This window comes from Amycolatopsis rifamycinica (assembly GCF_000695625.1).
In the GTDB taxonomy this organism is placed as follows: domain Bacteria; phylum Actinomycetota; class Actinomycetes; order Mycobacteriales; family Pseudonocardiaceae; genus Amycolatopsis; species Amycolatopsis rifamycinica.
The window spans coordinates 122,333-140,072 of sequence record NZ_JMQI01000083.1 but is presented as its reverse complement, the minus strand read 5'-3'; the positions used below and the strand labels follow the sequence as shown (position 1 = coordinate 140,072).

Below are 17,740 nucleotides of genomic sequence, written 5' to 3'. Positions count from 1 at the left end.
ATCGCATGAACGGTGGACGGGGCGCTTCGGCCCGCATAGTGGTCCTGGCCCTGCTGTGGGGCTCGGGTTTCCTCTGGATCAAGCTGGCCCTGACCGGGCTGAGCCCCGTCCACCTCACCCTCGTCCGCTGCGCCCTCGGCGCGCTGACGCTGCTGGGCCTGGCGGTCGCGGCCCGGCAGCGGCTGCCGCGGGACCGCCGGACCTGGGCCCGGCTGGTCGTCGCCGCGTTCTTCTGCAACGCGCTGCCGTTCGCGCTGTTCGCCGTCGGGGAACGCACCGTCGACTCCGGGGTGGCCGGCGTCATGAACGCCACCACCCCGCTGTGGTCGCTGCTGATCGGCGTCGCGCTCGGGACGGAACGGCGGCTCAACCCCGCGCGGCTGCTCGGGCTGGCCCTCGGTTTCGCCGGCATCGTCGTGATCTTCGCGCCCTGGCAGCAGGCGGGGCTGCTGAGCACCGGCGCGCTGGCCCTGCTCGGCGCCGGCCTCAGCTACGCGGTCGCATTCGCTTACATGGCGCGGAAACTGCCGTCGGACGGCGCTCCGCTCGCGCTGTCGGCCGGGCAGCTGATGACCGCCACCGCGTTGACCGCCCTTGCCCTGCCGGTCTCGTCCGCGGCGCCGCACCTGACGTTCACCGCCGTCGTCGCGGTGACGATCCTGGGCGTCTTCGGGACCGGGATCACGTTCTACCTCAACTACCGGATCCTCACGGACGAAGGCCCGACGGCCGCGGCGACGGTCGGCTACCTGCTGCCGGTGGTGTCGGTCGGGCTCGGCGCGCTCTTCCTCGGCGAACCGCTGACGCCGCGGGTCGTCGGCGGCATGGCTGTCGTACTGCTCGCCGTCGGCCTGACCCGGTGGGTCCCTCAGGTCCCTCAGGTGCCGGCGAACTGCCCGGCGAGCTCGGCCGGCGGCCTGGCCACCCCGAAGTAGTCGCCCGTCCCCAGGTCCGCACCGGCCGTGCGCCACCAGTTCGCCTGGTCCTCGGTGTGGATGCCGTCGACGACGAGCGTCGCGCCGACCTGCCGGACCAGCGGCACCAGGGCGCCGAGGAACGTCGAGTCCGACCACGCCTGCCACTCGGCCAGCCGCCGGTCGACGCGCACGATGTCGACCGGCAGGTCCTCGATCGCGCGCAGGTCGTCGGGCCCCAGCCCGAACTCGTCGAGCATGACGTGCACGCCAAGGTCGGCCAGCGCGGTGACGTTCTCGATGACGCCGGACACCGGGAGCGCCCCGGCCGGGACGCCGAGCATCAGCTGCTCGGGCGGCAGGCCGGTGTCGCGCAGCAACCGCGTCACGCGGGTGCCGAGCGCGTCGTCCGAGACCTGGTGCCCGGTCAGGCCGGCGACCATCGGGAAGCCGAAGCCCGCGCGCTGCCGCCACCATTCGCCCTGGCGGCCCGCCGCGCGGAGCAGCCAGTCGCCGAGCGGCAGCATGAGCCCGGTCGACTCGGCGAGCTCGACGCAGCATTCGTGCGAGAGCGCCGTGTCCTCCGGGCGGTCCCAGTGCAGGCGGGCCTCGACGCCGGCGACTTCGCCGTCCGCCAGCCGCGCCATCGGCCGGTACCGCACGCCGATCTCGCCGTGTTCCCAGGACCCCGCCATGCCGACGGCCACCGCCTGCGTCCGCCGGTCGTGGGCGTCGGCCTCGCGGTCGAACATCTTCCACTGGCCGCGACGACGCTCCTTGGCGCGCCGCAGCGTCTGGTCCGCCTGCCGCAGCAGCTCGAGCGGGTCGATGCCCTTCGCCGGCCGGTGCACCACCCCGGCGCTGGCCGACAGCGCGAGCCCGTGGCCGTCGACGAAGAACGGCTCGGCGAGCTCGTCGTTGATCGCGCGCACGATGGTGTCGATGTCGGGCGTCGACTCGGTGTTCTCCACCAGGATGCCGAACTCGTCGCTGTGGAACCGCGCGATCATGGCGTTCTCGCGGGCCATCACCGCCTTGAGCCGCTGGGCGAAGTGCACCAGCAGCTGCTCGCCGACCCGGCGGCCGAGGCTGTTGCAGACCATGCCGAACGCGTCGAGGTCGACGTGGAACAGCGTGACACCGTACGCCGGGTCGGCGCGCCGCAGCGCCGTCTCCAGGTGGGTGCCGAAGTACTGCCGGTTCGGCAGGCCGGTGAGGACGTCGTGCAGCGCCTGGCGGCTCAGCTCGCCCTGCAGCAGCATCAGCTCGGTGCCGTCCTCGATCACCACGACGAAGTGCGACGGCCGGTCCTCGGCGTCGCGCAGCAGCGACGCGGTGAGCGAGATGCGGACGACGTCACCGTCCCGGCGCAGCAGCCGCTCCGACTGCCGGATCCGCTCCTTGCCGCCGTTCAGGAGCGCTGTCATCGCGTCGCGGAGTACTTCGACGGACTCGGGGTGGACGAGGTCGTACAGCACCGAGCCGGCCAGCTCGCCTGCCGGGTGCCCCAGCATCTCGGCCAGCGCCGCGTTGGCCCGCACGATCCGGCCGTCGAGCGCGACGACGGCGATGCCGCTCGCCGACGACGTCACCACCTCTTCGAAACGCGCTTCGCTCTGCCGGAGGTTCCACTGGGCGTCCCGCACCGCCTTGAGCAGCGACAGGTGCATGATCTCTTGCTGGTCGAGGACGCTGCGTTCGTGCGCGAGGAGGAAGCCGCAGGAGAGCGCGCCCAGCGCCGCCACGACCCGGTCGGCGACGTCGTCCACCGCCTCGAACTCGGGCAGCGCGGGCAGGCCCTTCCCGAGGACGTCGAGCGTGCACCGCAGCCCCGGTTCGCCGAGGTAGCCGAGCGCGACCAGCCGCGTGCCGATCCGCTCGGCCGGGGCCAGGTCGGCGGACGCGCGGTGCAGGGCGTCGCACAGCGTGTCCAGCAGGTTCTTGAGCTCGGCGTCGAGCTCTTCCCGGCCCAGCGACACGACGGTCACGCTGCTGAGCAGGTACGCCCACTTGCGGGCGAGCCGGGTCCGCCCGCGGTCCACCTCGGGTGCGTCGGGCCGGTCCGGCTGGGATTCGATCATCGGCATGGGGGGAGTCCGCATCAGATCGTGCGGCCGATTCCGGCGTTCACCGCGCCGCGACCGGCCGATCCGCCTTCGACGATATCGATACCGGCGGAAAACGCGAAAACCTCGACACCCGGCGGGGCCCATTCCGGTGATCGTGTCACGAACAACACCTTCTCAGTTCAGTCGGACCGGAAAGAGCTTAGCGATTCCCCGGGGCTCGGCTACTGGGCCATCCGCGTGAGCCGACACCACCCGATCGGGCACTGTCCCGTTCGACCGGACGCGCCTACCGTGAGCCGTCTCCTTGGGAAATCCGCACAATAGCGCAACGGGGAGCAGGCATGAGTGTCCCGGTCGCTCCCGGACGGTGGCCTTTTCTCGGGCACACTCCGGCACTCCTGCGGCAACGCTTCGCATTCACCGACGCTTTGCCCGGTCACGGCGAGATCGTGCGGCTCTATCTCGGCCCGGCGCCCGTCTACTTCGTCACGAGCCCCCGATTGGCGCACGAAGTACTGGTCAACGAGGGGCCGAAGTTTCGCAAGGGCGCCATGTTCGACAAGTTCCGGCCGTTCGTCGGAAATGGCTTGGTGCTTTCGAACGGCGACTTCCACCTCCGCCAGCGCCGGCTGATGCAACCGGCGTTCCACCGCGACCGCTTGGCCGCGTACGCGGAGATCATGCGGCGGGCGGCGGCGGACGTGAGCGGCTCGTGGCGGGCGGGCGAAGTGCGCGAGATCGACGACGACATGCAGCGCCTCGCGGTGACGATCGTCGGCGAAGCGCTGTTTTCCACGGAGCTGGGAAAAGCGGCGATCGCCGAAGCCCGCCGGTCCATTTACGTGATCATCCAGCAGGGAATGATTCGCGCGTTGTCACCCAAGTTCGTCGAAAAGCTGCCGGTGCCCGGGAACCGCCGGTTCGACGAGGCGATCACCCGCATGCGGGCGATCGTCATGGAGGTGATCCACGACTGGCGCCGCGACGCCACGGACCGCGGCGACCTGCTGTCGACGTTGCTGCTGGCCGGCATGACGGACGAGCAGGCGCGCGACGAGGTGCTCACCCTGCTCACCGCGGGCATCGAGACGACGGCGCTGGCGCTGGCCTGGACGTTCCACGAGCTCGGCAGGCACCCGGCCATCGAGGCGCGCGTGCACGCGGAGCTGGACGGGGTACTGGGCGGCCGCCCGGTCACCGTCGAAGACCTTCCCCGCCTGACATACGTCCGCCAGGTGGTCGACGAGGTCCTGCGGCTGTATCCACTCTGGATGCTCATGCGCCGCACGCTGACGGAAGTGGACCTCGGAGGCGTCCGCCTGCCGGAGGGCGCGGAGGTGATCATCAGCCCGCACACCCTCCACCACGACCCGGCGTCGTTCACCGACCCGGACCGGTTCGACCCGGACCGCTGGTCCCCGGACCGGGCAGCCGAGCTGCCGAAGGGCGCCTTCATCCCGTTCGGCGCGGGCACCCGGCAGTGCATCGGAAACCGCTTCGCGCAGAACGAAATCGTGATCACCCTGGCCACGGTGGCGGCGCGGTGGCGCCTGGTCCCGGTGCCGGGAAAGCCGGTCCGCGTGAAGTTCACCTCCGCCGCGTACCCGGACAGCCTCCCGATGACGGTGGTCCCCCGCTGACCCGGGCACGCCGGTGATCAGGCCGCGTACAGCGCCCCGACGGCGGCCAGCACGGACGTCGAATACGCCGGATCGTAGGTGTGCTGACCACCGTTGACGTCGCCGTTCTTCCGGCTGAACGTCCACCCACCGGTGGATTCGAAACCGGGATCGGCCACGTGGCAACCGGTCAGCGAAACGTCGTCGAAGCGAGCCACGACCTCGTAGTCGGCCACTGCCTTCGCCTCGTACAGCCGCAGCGTCAGGACGGCCGAGCCGCCGGTCAGCCGGGGGGTCAGGTCGATCGGCGCCGAGGTGTACCAGTCCGTGTCCTCGGTGGCGACGTCGCGCTGCCAGACCTGCGTGCCGCCGACCTGCGCCTGCTTGAAGTGGTACCCGGCCGGGCTGCTGCCGGCCCGGTCGTCGCCGTGCCACAGCACCATCCGGCACGAGCTCGAGCCGTCGTCCAGGTGGATGGTCGTGCTCGCCGCGGCGAAGTCGCCCGCCTTCGTGGCCGTGTCCGGGTGCACCGTGAAGACGAGGCCGCCGTTGCCCGTGTGCGCGAACGACTCGTCCGACTTCTGCGGGCGGCCGGCGGTGAGCGGCAGCGCGTACTGGACGACCCCGGCGATCTTGCCCGCGGCGGTGTACTGCAGGCCGGCGGCGGTCACCGCGCGCACGTAAGCGACGTCCGGTGCGACCGTGGTGGCCGACAGGGTCGACGCGTAGACCATCAGGATCAGCTTGCGGTTCTTCGCCGCCAGCCGGGTGACGAGGGTGTCCAGCTGGGCGCTCACGCCGCCGGTCCACAACGTGTTGCGGTGCGGGTCGTCCCGGAACGGCATGATCAGGTTGTCGATGTTCCCGCCGTAAGCGTCCACGAAGGAGGTCGTGACGGCGTCCGAGTAGACCACCGGGTAGAACTCCAGGCCCGGCTGCACCGCGCGACCGGCGTCGCGGATCTGCTTGGTGTAGCTCGCCGTGAAGAACGGCAGGTTGTGGTTGAAGTCGTCGATCGCCCACGCCTTGAGCACCGGATAGTGCTGGGACAGCGACCCGATGGCCTTCGCCCAGGCGGTGTAGTCCTTCTTGTGGGGCAGGTATTCCGCGCAGCTCGTCCCGCCGGGGCACTCGGTCGGCGGCACCAGGTAGGCCCAGACGGCCAGCCCGGCCGTCTGCGCCGGGGGCAGGAACGCCTCGAGGTCGTGCCAGTCGGTCTCGTTCTGGACGAGGAAGGCGTAGGTGCCGGCGTTCATCGCCTGCAGCCGCTCGATCGTGGCGGCGGCATCGACGTGGCCGTCGGTCCGCACCGGGTTCGCGTAGCTCGCGCGGACCCCCGGCGCGGGTGCCGCGTCCGCCGTCGCCGGGAGCAGCGTCGCGCACAGGGCGGCGATCAAGGTGCACAAGCCCGTTCTCAACATGCGACGGATGGTCCGGCGGACGCGTACAGAGGACATACAATCCTCGATCACCGCGTCCGCGGATCCTGCGACGGATCGGCGTACATCGGCGGGCACCCGTGCTCGGCCGCCTCCGGCCGCAGCTCGTAGTGCCACGGCTCGTTGCGGTAGACCTGGCACAGCCCGTACCGCGCGCCGTGGTCGGCCAGCCACTTCCGGGCGGCAGGCGGCCCGATGTCGACCGCCTGCCCCCGCACGTGCGCGGACTTGTCCGGGGTCGTCACCCAGCGGGCCGCCGCCGCTTCCGAGCCGTGCTTCGCGATCCCCTGACGCCGTAGCTGCTCCTGGTACGCCCAGGAGCGCCAGCCGCCGTTGACGACGAACGCCACCCCGTCGGCCGCGGCGTCCGCCGCGGCCCGGCGCAGGGCGTCGAGCAGGCCGGGATCGAGGTTGGCCACGGCCGGGGACTCGTCGTCGAAGACCGGCAGGCCGGCCGGGACGGCGCCGTGTCCCGGGCCGAGGGACGTGCGCTGGCTGGAGGTCATGGCCGCCAGTCAAGGCCGCGCGGTGTTGCCGGCACGTACGCGCTTTCCGATATGCGGCCGATATGCACGCGCTCGTAGCATCGGCGGGGTGCGTGTCTTGATCGTCGAGGACGAGCCCTACCTGGCCGACGCCATCCGCGACGGCCTCCGCCTGGAGGCCATCGCGGCGGACACCGCCGGTGACGGCGACACCGCGCTGGAGCTGCTCAGCGTCAACACCTACGACATCGCCGTCCTGGACCGCGACATCCCCGGCCCGTCCGGCGACGAGATCGCCCGGCACATCGTCGCCTCCGGCAGCGGCCTGCCGATCCTCATGCTCACCGCGGCCGACCGGCTCGACGACAAGGCCACCGGCTTCGGGCTCGGCGCCGACGACTACCTCACCAAGCCGTTCGAACTCAAGGAACTCGTGCTCCGGCTCCGGGCCCTCGACCGGCGCCGCGCGCACAACCGGCCACCGGTGCACGAAATCGCCGGGCTGCGCCTGGACCCGTTCCGCCGCGAGGTCTACCGCGACGGCCGGTACGTGGCCCTGACGCGCAAGCAGTTCGCCGTGCTCGAAGTGCTCGTCGCGGCCCGAGGCGGGGTGATCAGCGCCGAAGAGCTGCTGGAGCGGGCGTGGGACGAGAACGCGGACCCGTTCACCAACGCCGTGCGCATCACGGTCTCGGTGCTGCGCAAGCGGCTCGGCGAACCCGGCATCATCGCGACCGTCCCCGGCGTCGGCTACCGCATCGACACCGGGGACGACGGCCGTGGCTAGGGAACCCGGCTTGAGCGCCCGGCTCAAGCTGACCCTCAGCTACGCCGGGTTCGTCATGCTCGCCGGCCTCCTGCTGCTCGCCGCCGTGCTCGTGTTCTACCTGTACTTCCTGCCCAACGGCTGGATCATCACCGACGGCAACTTCTGGATCAACCGATCGCTCCTCGTCCGCGACTTCGTCCCGTTCATGGCCGTGGTGATCGTCTTCCTGCTGGTGTTCGGGCTGCTCGGCGGCTGGGTCCTCGCCGGCCGGATGCTGGCCCCGCTCACGCGCATCACCGACGCCACGCGCGTCGCCGCGACCGGTTCGCTCTCCCACCGCATCCGGCTGCCGGGCCGCACCGACGAGTTCCGCGAGCTCGCCGACGCCTTCGACACCATGCTCGCCCGGCTCGAGGCGCACGTCGCCGAGCAACGCCGGTTCGCCGCCAACGCGTCGCACGAACTGCGCACCCCGCTGGCGATCACGCAGAGCCTGCTCGACGTCGCCCGCAACGACCCCGAGCGCCCCACCGGCGAACTGGACGAACGCCTCCGCGTGGTCAACGCCCGGGCGATCGAGCTGACCGAAGCCCTGCTGCTGCTCAGCCGCGCCGAACAACGGTCGTTCAGCCGCGACCACGTCGACCTGTCGCTGGTGGCGGAGGAAGCCGCCGAAACGCTGCTGCCGCTGGCCGAGAGGCGGGGCGTCACCATCGAGACGTCCGGCGACGCCGCCACCACTTCCGGGTCACCGGCGCTCCTGCTGCAGCTGACGACGAACCTGGTGCACAACGCGATCGTCCACAACCTGCCCGAGCGCGGCGCGGTGTGGGTCACGACCGGCACCGGGCCGGGGACCGCGGTGCTCACCGTCGAGAACACCGGCGAGCACCTCGCGCCGCCGCTGGTCGCCACCCTCGCCGAGCCGTTCCAGCGCGGCACCGAGCGCATCCGCACCGACCAGGCGGGCGTCGGCCTCGGCCTGGCCATCGTCAAGAGCATCACCCAGGCCCACGACGGCACGCTCACCCTCGCGCCCCGGCCGGACGGCGGCCTCCGCGTCACCGTCCGGCTGCCTGCTCACGCTGGTCACGCGATGGGGAAGTCGAAGTACGTGTCCGGGTAGGGCTCGTCCTTCAGGCCGTAGTGCCACCATTCGCGTTCGTACGCGGCGAACCCGCAGTCCTCCATGATGGACCGCAGACGGCGGCGGTTCGCGGCGTCGGCCGGCGGGATCCCCCGCGCGCCGTGGTGCGAGACCGGGTCCATCAGGTCGTGGCCACCGCCCATGGCCGCGAGCTCACCGGTGTCGAGGTGGTAGAGCGTCAGGTCGACGGTGCTGCCCCGGCTGTGCCCCGACTTGGCCGCCACGTATCCCTTGGCGAACATCCCGGCCCGGTCGAGGTTCGGGTAGTGCCACAGCTTCGTCCGGCCGTCCTCCGGCTGGTCCACCCAGCGCAGGAAGCAGTCGACGGCGCGTTGCGGGCGGTAGCCGTCCCACAGCAGCAGCCCGAAACCGAGCGACGCCGCCTTCTCCTGCGCGTTGCCCAAGGCAGCGCACAAGGTCTTCGTCCCGGCGATCCGGTTGACGAGGTACCCGTCCACCGGTTTGCCGGTGAAGTTGTCCCAGGTGGCGTACTTGGCGTCCCAGCGGATGCCGGGCACCAGCTCGTCGACGAAGGCGAAGTCGTCGTTCACCGGGCCGTCCCGGCGACGATCCGGTCGATCAGCTCCGCGAGCGGCACGCCGGCGGCCGCCATCATCCGGGGGTAGCGGCTGTACGACGTCAGGCCGGGCAGCGTGTTGACCTCGTTGAGGACCACGGTGCCGTCGTCGGTGAGGAACATGTCCACCCGGGCGAGTCCCCCGCACCCCAGGGCGCGGTAGATGGCCTTCGCCGTCTCCTGGACGCGGGCGCGGGTTTCGGCCGGGATGTCGGCGGGCACGATGAACGTCGCGTTCTCGGAGCCGCTTTCGGGCGTGTCCTCCTGGTGGATCCGGAAGAAGCCGTGCGAGAGGGCGACCCGGTCCACCTCAGCGGCGAACAGGTCTTCTCCGCGGCCCAGGATCGCGCAGCCGACCTCGCTGCCGGCGACGGCTTCTTCGATCAGCACCTTTTCGTCGTACTGCGCCGCGGTCTTCACTGCGGCAGGCAGTTCTTCCGCGTGGGAGACCTTGCTGACCCCGAAGGACGAACCCGATCGCGCCGGCTTCACGAAGACGGGGTAGGTGAGGCCGGTGACCTCGTCACCCACCCGGGCGGTCCGGAAGTTCGGCGTCGCGATACCGGCGCTCCGGGCGACCACGTAAGCCAGGGACTTGTCCATGCACAGCGCCGAACTCTGGATGTCGCAGCCCGCGTAGGGAATCCCGGACAGCTCCAGCAGGCCCTGGATCGCCCCGTCTTCGCCGAGCTTGCCGTGCAGCACGGGCAGCACCAGGTCCAGGCCGATCGTCTCGTACTTCCCGTCATCGAGGACGAGCAGCCCGGGAACGCTCCGATCCGGCGACAGGGCAACGGTTTTCCCATCTTCCCAGCCTGCTTCCGGGCCGTCACAGAGCTTCCAGGCGCCGTTTCGGGTGATCCCGACCCAGAACGGTTCGTACTTCGCGGCGTCGAGGTGCTTCGCAACCTCTTGCGCGGACTTGACGGAGACGGGGTGCTCTTCGGACCAGCCCCCGAAGACGATCCCGACCTTGAGCCTAGCCATGCCGTTTCCCACTTTCGAATCGCAGGCAGTTGATGATGGAGTTTTCGACGGTGTCGCTGAGCGCGTGGTCCGTGTAGTAGGCGGTGTGCGGGCTGACGAGCACGTTGGGCAGCTTCTGCAGCCGCACCAGCAGATCGCTCTCGACGGACTTCCCCCGGCGATCGGCGTAGAAGATGCCTTCTTCCCCTTCGAGAACGTCCAGCGCGGCCCCGCCCAGCCGGCCGTTTTCCAGCGCCGAAACGAGTGCCTCGGTATCGAGGAGCGGACCGCGCCCGGTGTTGACGACGAACGCCCCTGCCTTCATCAGCTCGAGCCGTCGCCGATCCAGCAGGTGGTGCGTCCCGGCGTTGAGCGGCGTGTGAAGCGTGACGATGTCGCTCAGCCGCACCAGTTCGTCGAGTTCGACGTAGTCGATGCCGTCCTGAGGACGGCTGTCGTGCGCGACCACGCGGGAGCCGAAGCCCCGCAACCGCCCGACGACCGCGGCCCCGATCCGCCCGGTCCCGACCACCCCGACGGTCAGATCACGCAGTTCCTTCCCGCGCACGTCGTTCAGCCGGTAGTCGTGCTCCTCGGCGCGCCGGATGACCGACTTGGCGTCCCGCAGGAGCATCAACATCAGCATCACGGTGTAATCGGCGACGCTGTCCGGCGAATAGGCCACGTTCCCCACGGAAATCCCGACGCTCCGCGCGTACTCGACGTCGATGTGATCGAAGCCGACGCTCCTCGTGGAGACATAGGCGACGCCCACCCGGCTGAGCGCCCGCAGAGTCTCGTTCGCGACCGGAGCCTGGTGCCCCACGCTGACGCACCGGTTGCCGGCCGCCAGGCCCACGTTGACCTCGGACACGGCCGCGTCCGTGATGGTCGGCTTCACGCCGAAGCGAGGCGCCAGCTCCCGGAACAGCAAGGCCTCATCGGGTGCACACCCGTAGACGGTCATCCCGACGCTCATACGGTCCATTCAAGGGAGCGCGGCGTTGCCGGCACGTATGCGCTTTCCGATACACCGAGGATAAGTTACCGACCGGTAATCCTCACGGGGTCGGCGCCGGCGCGACGGCTGAGTGGCCGTAGAAGGTCCGGTCGGACTCCGGTGGGTGGGCCACGCCCGCGGCGTCACGGATCCGGGTGGAGATGTCCCACTCGGTCCGTTCCCGGACGACGAGCCGGGTCAGCGTGGTCCCGGTGATGGTGTCCTCAGTGGACCAGGTGTAGGCGTCGGGACGCCCGTTGTCGGCGCGTTGCCGGGCGATCAGGGCGGTCGGGTCGGGCGGGATGGACGCGGTGAGCGTCAGCTCGCGCCACTCGGAGCCTTGAGCGGTCATCCGTTCGGCACGGACGGCGTACCGGAAGTCGGTGCCGACGACCGTGCGGTCGGTGTAGGTGAGGGTCCACCCGGGGAACTGCTGGGCGGCGTTGAGCCGGCCGATGACCGCCTGGGCGTCGTCCGCCGGAGGATTCACCCCGGTCCACTGGAAGGAGGTTTCTTTCTCGTGGTGCCGGCGCACGGCGCGGAGCAGGCCGGGCCACCGGGTGGCGGGAACGTCGGGGTACTTGGCGCGGAAGCGGGAGCCGAGATCACCGGCGGACAGCGTCCAGTCCCCGGGTTCCTCGATGAAGTAGGGCAGGAACGCCTCGTCGGTGCCCCGGCCGGAGGTGGAGTATTCCTGCTTGTGGGTGGGCGCGACAACCTCGGCGTGGGCCCCGAAGGCGGCGTCGAGCTGGTCGAGCATCAGTTGTGAGCGCCCGATGTTGCACCCTTTGATCTCGACCTTGGTGAAGTCGTCGATCAGGGCGACGTCGGCCCGAGGCAAGGACCCGGCGGCATTGGCGTCCCGAACCTCGGCAAAGGTGGTCCGAGGCTTGTGATCCCCCGCGGCGGCATCCTTGGCGAGATCGGCGGCGTCGAGCGAGAAGCCGAGGTTCCCCTCTTCGTTGGCGTGGGAAACGATGAAGAGCTTGAGAACCGGAACACCCCCGGCGTTGACGTGCGCGATGATTTCGGCGAGCGTCCGTTTCCCGGTGACGAGCTGAGCGGCCGGCTCGTGCTGGGCGAAGAAGTTCTTGGCGTTGACGTAGAAGGCGTCCCGGATCTCATCGCCCATGAGGAAGACGTAGTTGCGCCGCGGAGGCACGGACGCGGGCAGCGGAGCGGGAGCCACCCCCGCATCGGCGACGGGAGCCCCCGCATCCCCGGCTTGCCGTTGCACGAGCCGCGAAACAGCCCCGTTCCCGGCACCGGACAGCACCCCGGTCACCATGGCCCGTGCCACGGCCTCAGGTGCCCCATCCCGGAACGGAACCCCTTCGACGGGCACGGGAGCCACCCGAGCCCGCACTTCCTCGGGCACGGGGACGTCCCTCAACCGCCGTGACACCACCCATGAGTGTCCCCATACCGACCAGCCCGGCCCCAAGCCCAAAGGGGCAGACTTCCGTGCGGACCTACCGGGACTTCGGGGTGCGAAATGGCAATCCGGCACCGAAGCGGGGCAATACTCGTTCGAAGCGGGCCTCCCCCAGTGCAGGCTCCGTCAATCCCGCACCGAAGACCGGCAACGCTCTGCTCAGCCGTCGACCCTGATCTTGTCTAGGCGATCGTGCCGTTGGCTCGTGCACGCCAGAGCGTGGATCGTGCTTCGGGGGTGGCCAGTCGCGTCAGCCCGGCTATTGCCGACTCGCGTAGTGACTCGTCCGCGTTGTCAAGTTGCGCGGCGAGCACTGGCAGCGCGGCAGAGGATTCGGCCTCTGCGATGAGTTCTAGCAGCCAGCGGCGCAGTCCCTGGTCCTGCTGTTCGTTCTCGAACTGCTCGATCAATGCGGCGATGTAATCGGCGGCATGGGCGCGCAGTTGGGCAAAGCCGTCTTCCTGGCGCTGCGGATCGCGGCTGCGCATCAGCCGCATCGCCGCGTCAAAGCCCTGGACCATGGCTCAGAGCGTATCTTCACGCCGGTGGCTCCGTTGCACGGTTTTGGCGTTCGTAGAGGCTGCTATCAGGGCAACGAAAAGGGCCGTCCACTGTACTGTGGACGGCCCTTGACCTGCAGTGGAGCTGAGGGGAATCGAACCCCTGACCTTCTCGATGCGAACGAGACGCGCTACCAACTGCGCTACAGCCCCTTGATCGTGCTCGTAGAGCTTAGCAGTGCCCCGCGAGCACCCCACGCAGGGGGGTCACTCCCCGACCGCACGCCGAAAAGGCCCGGTCCCGGGCTCGTCGAGCTCCTCGAAAGCCGGGTCCTCGTCGTCGACCTCGACGACGACCGCGCTGCGGCGGACGCGGGATGTCGGGGACGGCCGGCGCTCGACCACCTCGCGGCGGACCGGCTCGACGACCTCCACGTCCTCGGCCTGCGCGTGCTCCTCTTCCTCCGCCGAACCCGCCGAACTCGCCGACCCCGCGGAACCCACGGAACCCGTGGGAGCCGGCGAAGACGGACGCCGAGGCGTCCGGGTGCTGTTGAAGCGGGCGAGCCGGCGCTGCCTGATCTCCTCCTCGATGCGCACTTGGCGGCGCAGGTACACGAGGTACCCGACGAGGGCGACGTCGATCGCGCCGTGGCCCCACCAGGCCAGCGGGAAGAGGAAGCCGGCGACGAGCCCGCTGATCACCGCGAGGACGAGCAGGATGACGACGACGCGCTGCCGGAAGCTGTACTTCGCGCGGGCCGCGATCTCGGCGGCCTCGGGGTCGAAGCCGCCGCGGCCGGGCCGGTAGCCGGGCCGGTCGCGTTCGGCTCGCGAGCGTTCGGCTCGCGAGCCGCGGGCCGGTTGCGGGAGCGGTTCGGGTTCGGGCTCGGGTTCCTCGAGGTCGTCCTCGAGTTCGAGTTCGGCCTCCAGCTCAGCGAGGTCGTCCTCCACCGAAGGCCGGAACTTCCCGGGGTCGACGGACATGGCGAATTCCTCCCGGTCTTCGTTGCGTCCACTGCGCACGACTCTGGCCGCGAGCGCCGAGTCGGCCGTTCTCGCGACCTGCTGCCGCCGTCGCGCGACCATGGGCACGAGTACGACGAGCCATGCCGCGGCGAGCGCGACGATGATCACGGAGCTGGGCATCTCCCGTCACCTCCCCCGATCCATCCACCAAGAATCACGTTAGTCACAGGAGTAACAGATCGGGCGGAGACTCGCCGGGTTCGATGACCGAAACGCCTCACCGGATTAGGTGAAACTCACCGCATGTGGTAACGCGGCTACGTACCCGGGTGGGTAATCACCTTCAGGCGTAGTCCGCGCGGCCCGCGGCGACCAGCCGCGACACCAGCCCGGACCCGGTTTCCTCGCGCGTCACGGCGTAGCAGTAGTGGTCCCGCCAGGCGCCCGCGACGTCGAGGTAACGCTCGAACAGCCCCTCCTGCCGGTAGCCCGCTTTGGTGAGAACCCGCAGGCTGGCCGTGTTTTCCGGCCGCACGGTGGCCTCCAGCCGGTGCAGGCCGGCCAGGCCGAAGGCGTGGTCGGTGACGAGCGCGACAGCGGCTGTCGCCACCCCACCCCGGACCACCTCGGACGACACCCAGTAGCCGATCCAGGCCGACCGGAGCGACGCCCGGATGACGTTACCCACAGTGATCTGCCCCGCGAGACGACCGTCCAGGGTGATCGTGAACGGGAGACACTGACCACGGCGAGCAAGCGAACGCAGCGCCGCCCACTGCGACGGCCACGACCAGAAGGCGTTGCGTTCCGGCCACGGTCCGACGCCGGTGGGCTCCCACATTTCGAGGTGCGCGCGGTCCCGGAGCCGGATCCGGCTCCACTCCCCGGCGTCGCGCAGCCGCACCGGCCGGATCGCGACCTCGCCCGCGGGCACCCGCAGCGGGCCGAGCCGCGCCGGCCAGCCCGGGTGCCGGCTCTCGACCGGATAGGACACGCCCGACACGGAGTTCATCAGGCCCGTTGCGCCAGGAAGGTGACCTGGACCTGCTCACCCGCCGGGACGTCGGTCGCCTCCTCCGGCACGTTGATCAGGCAGTTCGCCTCCGCCAGCGACGCGAGCAGATGCGCTCCGGACTGGCCGAGCGGCTGGACCAGGTACTCGCCGTTGGCTTCGTCGCGCAGCAGCTGGCCGCGCAGGAAGCCGCGCCGGCCCTCGGTCGAGGTGATCGGCGACAGCAGCCGCGCGCCGACGATCCGCCGGTGCGGGTTGCGGGTCCCGCGCGCCGCCCGGATCAGCGGCCGCACCAGCACCTCGAACACCACCAGCGCGCTCATCGGATTGCCCGGGATGAGGAACGTCGGCACCGAGTCGGGGCCGAGCCTGCCGAACCCCTGGACCGAGCCGGGGTGCATCGCCACCCGCGTCATGTCGATCCGGCCGAGGTCGGACAGCGCCGCGTGGACCTCGTCGCCGGTGGCGCCCCCGGCGCCGCCCGCGACCACGACGATCTCCGACATCAGCAGCCGTCCCTCGACGACCTCCCGCAGCCGCTTCGGCTCGCTCGGGACGATGCCGACCCGGCTGACCTCGGCGCCCGCGTCCCGGGCGGCCGCGGCCAGCGCGTAGGAGTTGACGTCGTAGACCTGCCCGACCGACGGCGTCCGGTCGATGTCGACCAGCTCGTCGCCGACCGACACGATCGACACGCGCGGTCGCGGGTAGACGAGGACCTTCGCCCGGCCGACCGCGGCCAGCAGGCCCACCTGGGCCGAGCCGATCGTGTCGCCGCGGCGGACCGCCACGTCGCCGATCTGGACGTCCTCGCCGGCCCGCCGCACGTACCCCGCCGACGGCACCGAGCGGTGCACGGTGACCTTGGCCTGGTGTCCATCGGTGTAGGCGAGCGGCACGACGGCGTCGGCCAGCGTCGGCAGCGGCGCGCCGGTGTCGACGCGCACGGCCTGGCCGGGCTGCAGCCGCCGCGGCTGGCGCGAACCCGCCGCGATCTCTCCGACGACCGGCAGCTGCACGGGCTCCTGCCCCGCATTGCGCACGTCGACGCTGCGCACCGCGTACCCGTCGATCGCGGCTTGGTCGAACCCGGGCAGCGCGTGCTCGGCGACCACCTCCTCGGCGCAGAGCAGGCCCTGGGCCTCGGAGATCGCCACCCGCACCGGCTGCGGCCGGACGGCCGCCTCCAGCGTCATCGCGATCTGCGCGTCGACCGAGCGGAACTCGGCCTCCTCCTCGGCCACCTCGGGCCGCGCCGCGTCGAGGGATTCCGTCATGGGCGCTCTGTCCCGATCCGTTCCGTCAGCCACGCCCGTAAAGATGGACCGTACTCGGGCGTTTCAAGCGCGAAATCGACCGCGGCGCGCAGGAAACCACCCGGATTCCCCAGGTCGTGGCGTCCACCGCGGTGGACGACGACGTGCACGGGGTGTCCTTCGCTGATCAACAGGGCGACCGCGTCGGTGAGCTGCAGCTCGCCGCCGCTGCCCGGGGTGATCCGCTTGAGCGCGTCGAAGATAGCCCGGTCGAGCAGGTACCGGCCGGCCGCGGCGTAGGTCGACGGCGCGTCCTCCGGCTTCGGCTTCTCGACCATCCCGTGCACCCGCTTGACGTCTTCGTCGTCGGTGCCGGTGACGTCGAAGACGCCGTACGGGGAAATCTCGGCCTTCGGGATGTCGAACGCGCAGAGCACGCTGCCGCCGTACTGGGCGCGGACCGCGCTCATCCGCTCGAGCACGCCGGTGGGCAGCACCAGGTCGTCCGGCAGCAGCACGGCGACGGCCTCGTCGTCCGGGCGCAGGTTCGGTTCGGCCTGGGCGACGGCGTGGCCGAGGCCGAGCGCCTGCTCCTGGATGGCGGTTTCGACGGCGAGCAGCCCGGAGCCCCGGCGCACCTTTTCGAGCAGGTCGGTCTTGCCCTTGGCCTCGAGGTTCTGCTCGAGCTCGGGCTGCTCCTCGAAGTACCGGACGACGGCGTCCTTGCCCGGCGAAGTCACGATGACCAGGCGTTCCGCGCCGGCGGCGGCGGCCTCGGCGGCGACCAGCTCGATCCCCGGGGTGTCCACCACCGGCAGGAGCTCCTTGGGCACGGCCTTCGTCGCCGGGAGGAACCGTGTTCCGAGGCCGGCGGCAGGCACGATGGCGGTTCTGAAGGTCTGGGTGGTTGCGGCGCCCGTCATGGGCGCAGAGCCTAACGTGAGGTCATGCACGCGCTGGGCAATGAGCACCTGAGCAAGGCGGAGTGGCGTGACCGGCTGACGCGCGCCCGGGCCGGGCAGGCAGCCGAATCGCATGCTCGGGAGGCGTCGGCGCTGGTCAGTGCGGTGGCGAAGGTCACAGCGCGCACCGTGTGCGCGTACCTGCCGTTCGGCACCGAGCCGGGCACGACAGCGTTCGTCGACGCGCTCGCGGCCGGCGGGGCGCGGGTCCTGCTGCCCGTCATCCGGTCGCGGACCGAGCCGCTCGACTGGGCCGAGTACACGGGCGAGGCCGAACTCGTGCCCAGCCGGTTCCGCGGCATCCGCGAGCCGGGCGGGAAACGCCTGGGTACCGAGGCCGTCGGGGCGGCCGAGCTGGTGCTGGTCCCCGCGCTGGCCGTGGACCGCCAGGGCGTCCGGCTCGGGCGCGGGGCCGGCCACTACGACCGTTCGCTGGGCTTCGCCGCGCCCGGCACCGCGCTGGTGGCCGTCGTCCGGGACGAAGAGCTAGTCGAACGGCTGCCCGGCGAGCCGCACGACGTGCGCATGACCGGGGCCTTGACGCCGGGTCGAGGCTTGGTCGAACTGCCGATGTGAGCAACGAGGAATTGCGTTCGGGGAATGCTTTCAAGCACAATCGGG

Annotated in this window: 18 protein-coding genes and 1 tRNA gene; 5 read left to right on the top strand and 14 right to left on the bottom strand. The window is 70.7% G+C overall.

Annotated features, from left to right (window positions below; genetic code table 11):
* The first annotated feature begins 5 nt into the window (after window positions 1-5).
* On the top strand, window positions 6-935 hold the full coding sequence (locus tag DV20_RS41870) for a DMT family transporter (RefSeq protein WP_043789374.1): 930 nt from the start codon (window positions 6-8) through the stop codon (window positions 933-935).
* Here the strand turns inward: DV20_RS41870 and DV20_RS41865 are convergent.
* Together DV20_RS41865 and DV20_RS46050 are read right to left on the bottom strand one after the other, a co-directional pair.
* The gene (locus DV20_RS41865; protein WP_043789372.1) at window positions 878-3,001 is read right to left on the bottom strand and encodes a putative bifunctional diguanylate cyclase/phosphodiesterase; all 2,124 of its coding nucleotides are present in this window, start codon (window positions 2,999-3,001) and stop codon (window positions 878-880) included. The two genes, DV20_RS41870 and DV20_RS41865, sit on opposite strands and share 58 nt — an antisense overlap.
* Before the next feature lie 14 nt (window positions 3,002-3,015).
* Window positions 3,016-3,153 carry a hypothetical protein gene (locus DV20_RS46050; protein WP_167344433.1) on the bottom strand — a complete coding sequence of 46 codons (138 nt, stop codon included), beginning with the start codon at window positions 3,151-3,153 and terminating at the stop codon, window positions 3,016-3,018.
* Between the two features lie 171 nt (window positions 3,154-3,324).
* Here DV20_RS46050 and DV20_RS41855 point away from each other — a divergent pair, with 171 nt between their 5' ends.
* Entirely contained in the window at window positions 3,325-4,623 is a 1,299-nt protein-coding gene (locus DV20_RS41855; protein ID WP_043789370.1) for a cytochrome P450, read from the top strand.
* 17 nt (window positions 4,624-4,640) lie between these two features.
* Here DV20_RS41855 and DV20_RS41850 read toward each other — a convergent pair whose 3' ends face one another.
* Window positions 4,641-6,023 carry a hypothetical protein gene (locus DV20_RS41850; RefSeq protein ID WP_152603831.1) on the bottom strand — a complete coding sequence of 461 codons (1,383 nt, stop codon included), beginning with the start codon at window positions 6,021-6,023 and terminating at the stop codon, window positions 4,641-4,643.
* A gap of 47 nt (window positions 6,024-6,070) precedes the next feature.
* Window positions 6,071-6,547 carry a D-alanyl-D-alanine carboxypeptidase family protein gene (locus tag DV20_RS41845; RefSeq protein WP_051736352.1) on the bottom strand — a complete coding sequence of 159 codons (477 nt, stop codon included), beginning with the start codon at window positions 6,545-6,547 and terminating at the stop codon, window positions 6,071-6,073.
* Between the two features lie 88 nt (window positions 6,548-6,635).
* On the opposite strand from DV20_RS41845, the gene DV20_RS41840 reads away from it, so the two are divergent.
* Window positions 6,636-7,313, top strand: coding sequence for a response regulator transcription factor (locus DV20_RS41840; RefSeq protein WP_063607853.1), 678 nt, complete (start codon window positions 6,636-6,638; stop codon window positions 7,311-7,313).
* Between the two features lie 10 nt (window positions 7,314-7,323).
* The gene (locus DV20_RS41835; protein ID WP_043789367.1) at window positions 7,324-8,421 is read left to right on the top strand and encodes a sensor histidine kinase; all 1,098 of its coding nucleotides are present in this window, start codon (window positions 7,324-7,326) and stop codon (window positions 8,419-8,421) included.
* Here DV20_RS41835 and vanX read toward each other — a convergent pair.
* The 10 genes from vanX to DV20_RS41785 all read right to left on the bottom strand — a co-directional run bounded on the left by vanX (window position 8,385) and on the right by DV20_RS41785 (window position 17,080).
* Entirely contained in the window at window positions 8,385-8,993 is a 609-nt protein-coding gene (gene vanX / locus DV20_RS41830; RefSeq protein ID WP_043789366.1) for a D-Ala-D-Ala dipeptidase VanX, read from the bottom strand. The genes DV20_RS41835 and vanX overlap by 37 nt on opposite strands.
* Window positions 8,990-10,006 (bottom strand): D-alanine--(R)-lactate ligase, encoded by a 1,017-nt coding sequence (gene vanA, locus DV20_RS41825; RefSeq protein ID WP_043789364.1) that lies wholly within the window; start codon window positions 10,004-10,006, stop codon window positions 8,990-8,992. The genes vanX and vanA overlap by 4 nt, the downstream gene beginning before the upstream one ends.
* A complete protein-coding gene (locus tag DV20_RS41820; protein WP_063607852.1) occupies window positions 9,999-10,973 on the bottom strand; it encodes a D-isomer specific 2-hydroxyacid dehydrogenase family protein in 975 nt (324 codons plus the stop codon). Before DV20_RS41820 ends, vanA begins: the two co-directional genes overlap by 8 nt.
* A gap of 73 nt (window positions 10,974-11,046) precedes the next feature.
* The gene (locus tag DV20_RS41815; RefSeq protein WP_152603830.1) at window positions 11,047-12,174 is read right to left on the bottom strand and encodes a hypothetical protein; all 1,128 of its coding nucleotides are present in this window, start codon (window positions 12,172-12,174) and stop codon (window positions 11,047-11,049) included.
* Between the two features lie 428 nt (window positions 12,175-12,602).
* Complete coding sequence (locus DV20_RS41810; protein WP_051736351.1) at window positions 12,603-12,941, bottom strand: HEAT repeat domain-containing protein; 339 nt, start codon at window positions 12,939-12,941, stop codon at window positions 12,603-12,605.
* Between the two features lie 119 nt (window positions 12,942-13,060).
* Window positions 13,061-13,133: transfer RNA gene (locus tag DV20_RS41805), tRNA-Ala, on the bottom strand.
* Between the two features lie 54 nt (window positions 13,134-13,187).
* Window positions 13,188-14,069, bottom strand: coding sequence for a divisome protein SepX/GlpR (sepX, locus tag DV20_RS41800; RefSeq protein ID WP_043789360.1), 882 nt, complete (start codon window positions 14,067-14,069; stop codon window positions 13,188-13,190).
* 163 nt (window positions 14,070-14,232) lie between these two features.
* On the bottom strand, window positions 14,233-14,901 hold the full coding sequence (locus tag DV20_RS41795) for a GNAT family N-acetyltransferase (RefSeq protein WP_043789359.1): 669 nt from the start codon (window positions 14,899-14,901) through the stop codon (window positions 14,233-14,235).
* Window positions 14,901-16,178 (bottom strand): molybdotransferase-like divisome protein Glp, encoded by a 1,278-nt coding sequence (glp, locus tag DV20_RS41790; protein ID WP_043789358.1) that lies wholly within the window; start codon window positions 16,176-16,178, stop codon window positions 14,901-14,903. Before glp ends, DV20_RS41795 begins: the two co-directional genes overlap by 1 nt.
* Window positions 16,175-17,080, bottom strand: a complete 906-nt coding sequence (locus DV20_RS41785) for a UTP--glucose-1-phosphate uridylyltransferase (protein WP_043789357.1) — start codon at window positions 17,078-17,080, stop codon at window positions 16,175-16,177. The genes glp and DV20_RS41785 overlap by 4 nt, the downstream gene beginning before the upstream one ends.
* A 24-nt stretch (window positions 17,081-17,104) precedes the next feature.
* Here DV20_RS41785 and DV20_RS41780 point away from each other — a divergent pair, with 24 nt between their 5' ends.
* Complete coding sequence (locus DV20_RS41780) at window positions 17,105-17,695, top strand: 5-formyltetrahydrofolate cyclo-ligase (RefSeq protein WP_043789356.1); 591 nt, start codon at window positions 17,105-17,107, stop codon at window positions 17,693-17,695.
* The last annotated feature ends 45 nt before the right edge of the window (window positions 17,696-17,740 follow it).

What these genes read in the sequence shown, in the direction of transcription:
- DV20_RS41855 (WP_043789370.1), top strand. Translation starts at nt 3,325, where the DNA reads ATGAGTGTCCCGGTCGCTCCCGGACGGTGGCCTTTTCTCGGGCACACT.
- DV20_RS41865 (WP_043789372.1), bottom strand. Translation starts at nt 3,001, where the DNA reads ATGCCGATGATCGAATCCCAGCCGGACCGGCCCGACGCACCCGAGGTG.
- DV20_RS41820 (WP_063607852.1), bottom strand. Translation starts at nt 10,973, where the DNA reads ATGGACCGTATGAGCGTCGGGATGACCGTCTACGGGTGTGCACCCGAT.
- DV20_RS41870 (WP_043789374.1), top strand. Translation starts at nt 6, where the DNA reads ATGAACGGTGGACGGGGCGCTTCGGCCCGCATAGTGGTCCTGGCCCTG.
- DV20_RS41845 (WP_051736352.1), bottom strand. Translation starts at nt 6,547, where the DNA reads ATGACCTCCAGCCAGCGCACGTCCCTCGGCCCGGGACACGGCGCCGTC.
- DV20_RS41810 (WP_051736351.1), bottom strand. Translation starts at nt 12,941, where the DNA reads ATGGTCCAGGGCTTTGACGCGGCGATGCGGCTGATGCGCAGCCGCGAT.
- DV20_RS41795 (WP_043789359.1), bottom strand. Translation starts at nt 14,901, where the DNA reads ATGAACTCCGTGTCGGGCGTGTCCTATCCGGTCGAGAGCCGGCACCCG.
- vanA (WP_043789364.1), bottom strand. Translation starts at nt 10,006, where the DNA reads ATGGCTAGGCTCAAGGTCGGGATCGTCTTCGGGGGCTGGTCCGAAGAG.
- sepX (WP_043789360.1), bottom strand. Translation starts at nt 14,069, where the DNA reads ATGCCCAGCTCCGTGATCATCGTCGCGCTCGCCGCGGCATGGCTCGTC.
- glp (WP_043789358.1), bottom strand. Translation starts at nt 16,178, where the DNA reads ATGACGGAATCCCTCGACGCGGCGCGGCCCGAGGTGGCCGAGGAGGAG.
- DV20_RS41780 (WP_043789356.1), top strand. Translation starts at nt 17,105, where the DNA reads ATGCACGCGCTGGGCAATGAGCACCTGAGCAAGGCGGAGTGGCGTGAC.
- DV20_RS41850 (WP_152603831.1), bottom strand. Translation starts at nt 6,023, where the DNA reads ATGTTGAGAACGGGCTTGTGCACCTTGATCGCCGCCCTGTGCGCGACG.
- DV20_RS41785 (WP_043789357.1), bottom strand. Translation starts at nt 17,080, where the DNA reads ATGACGGGCGCCGCAACCACCCAGACCTTCAGAACCGCCATCGTGCCT.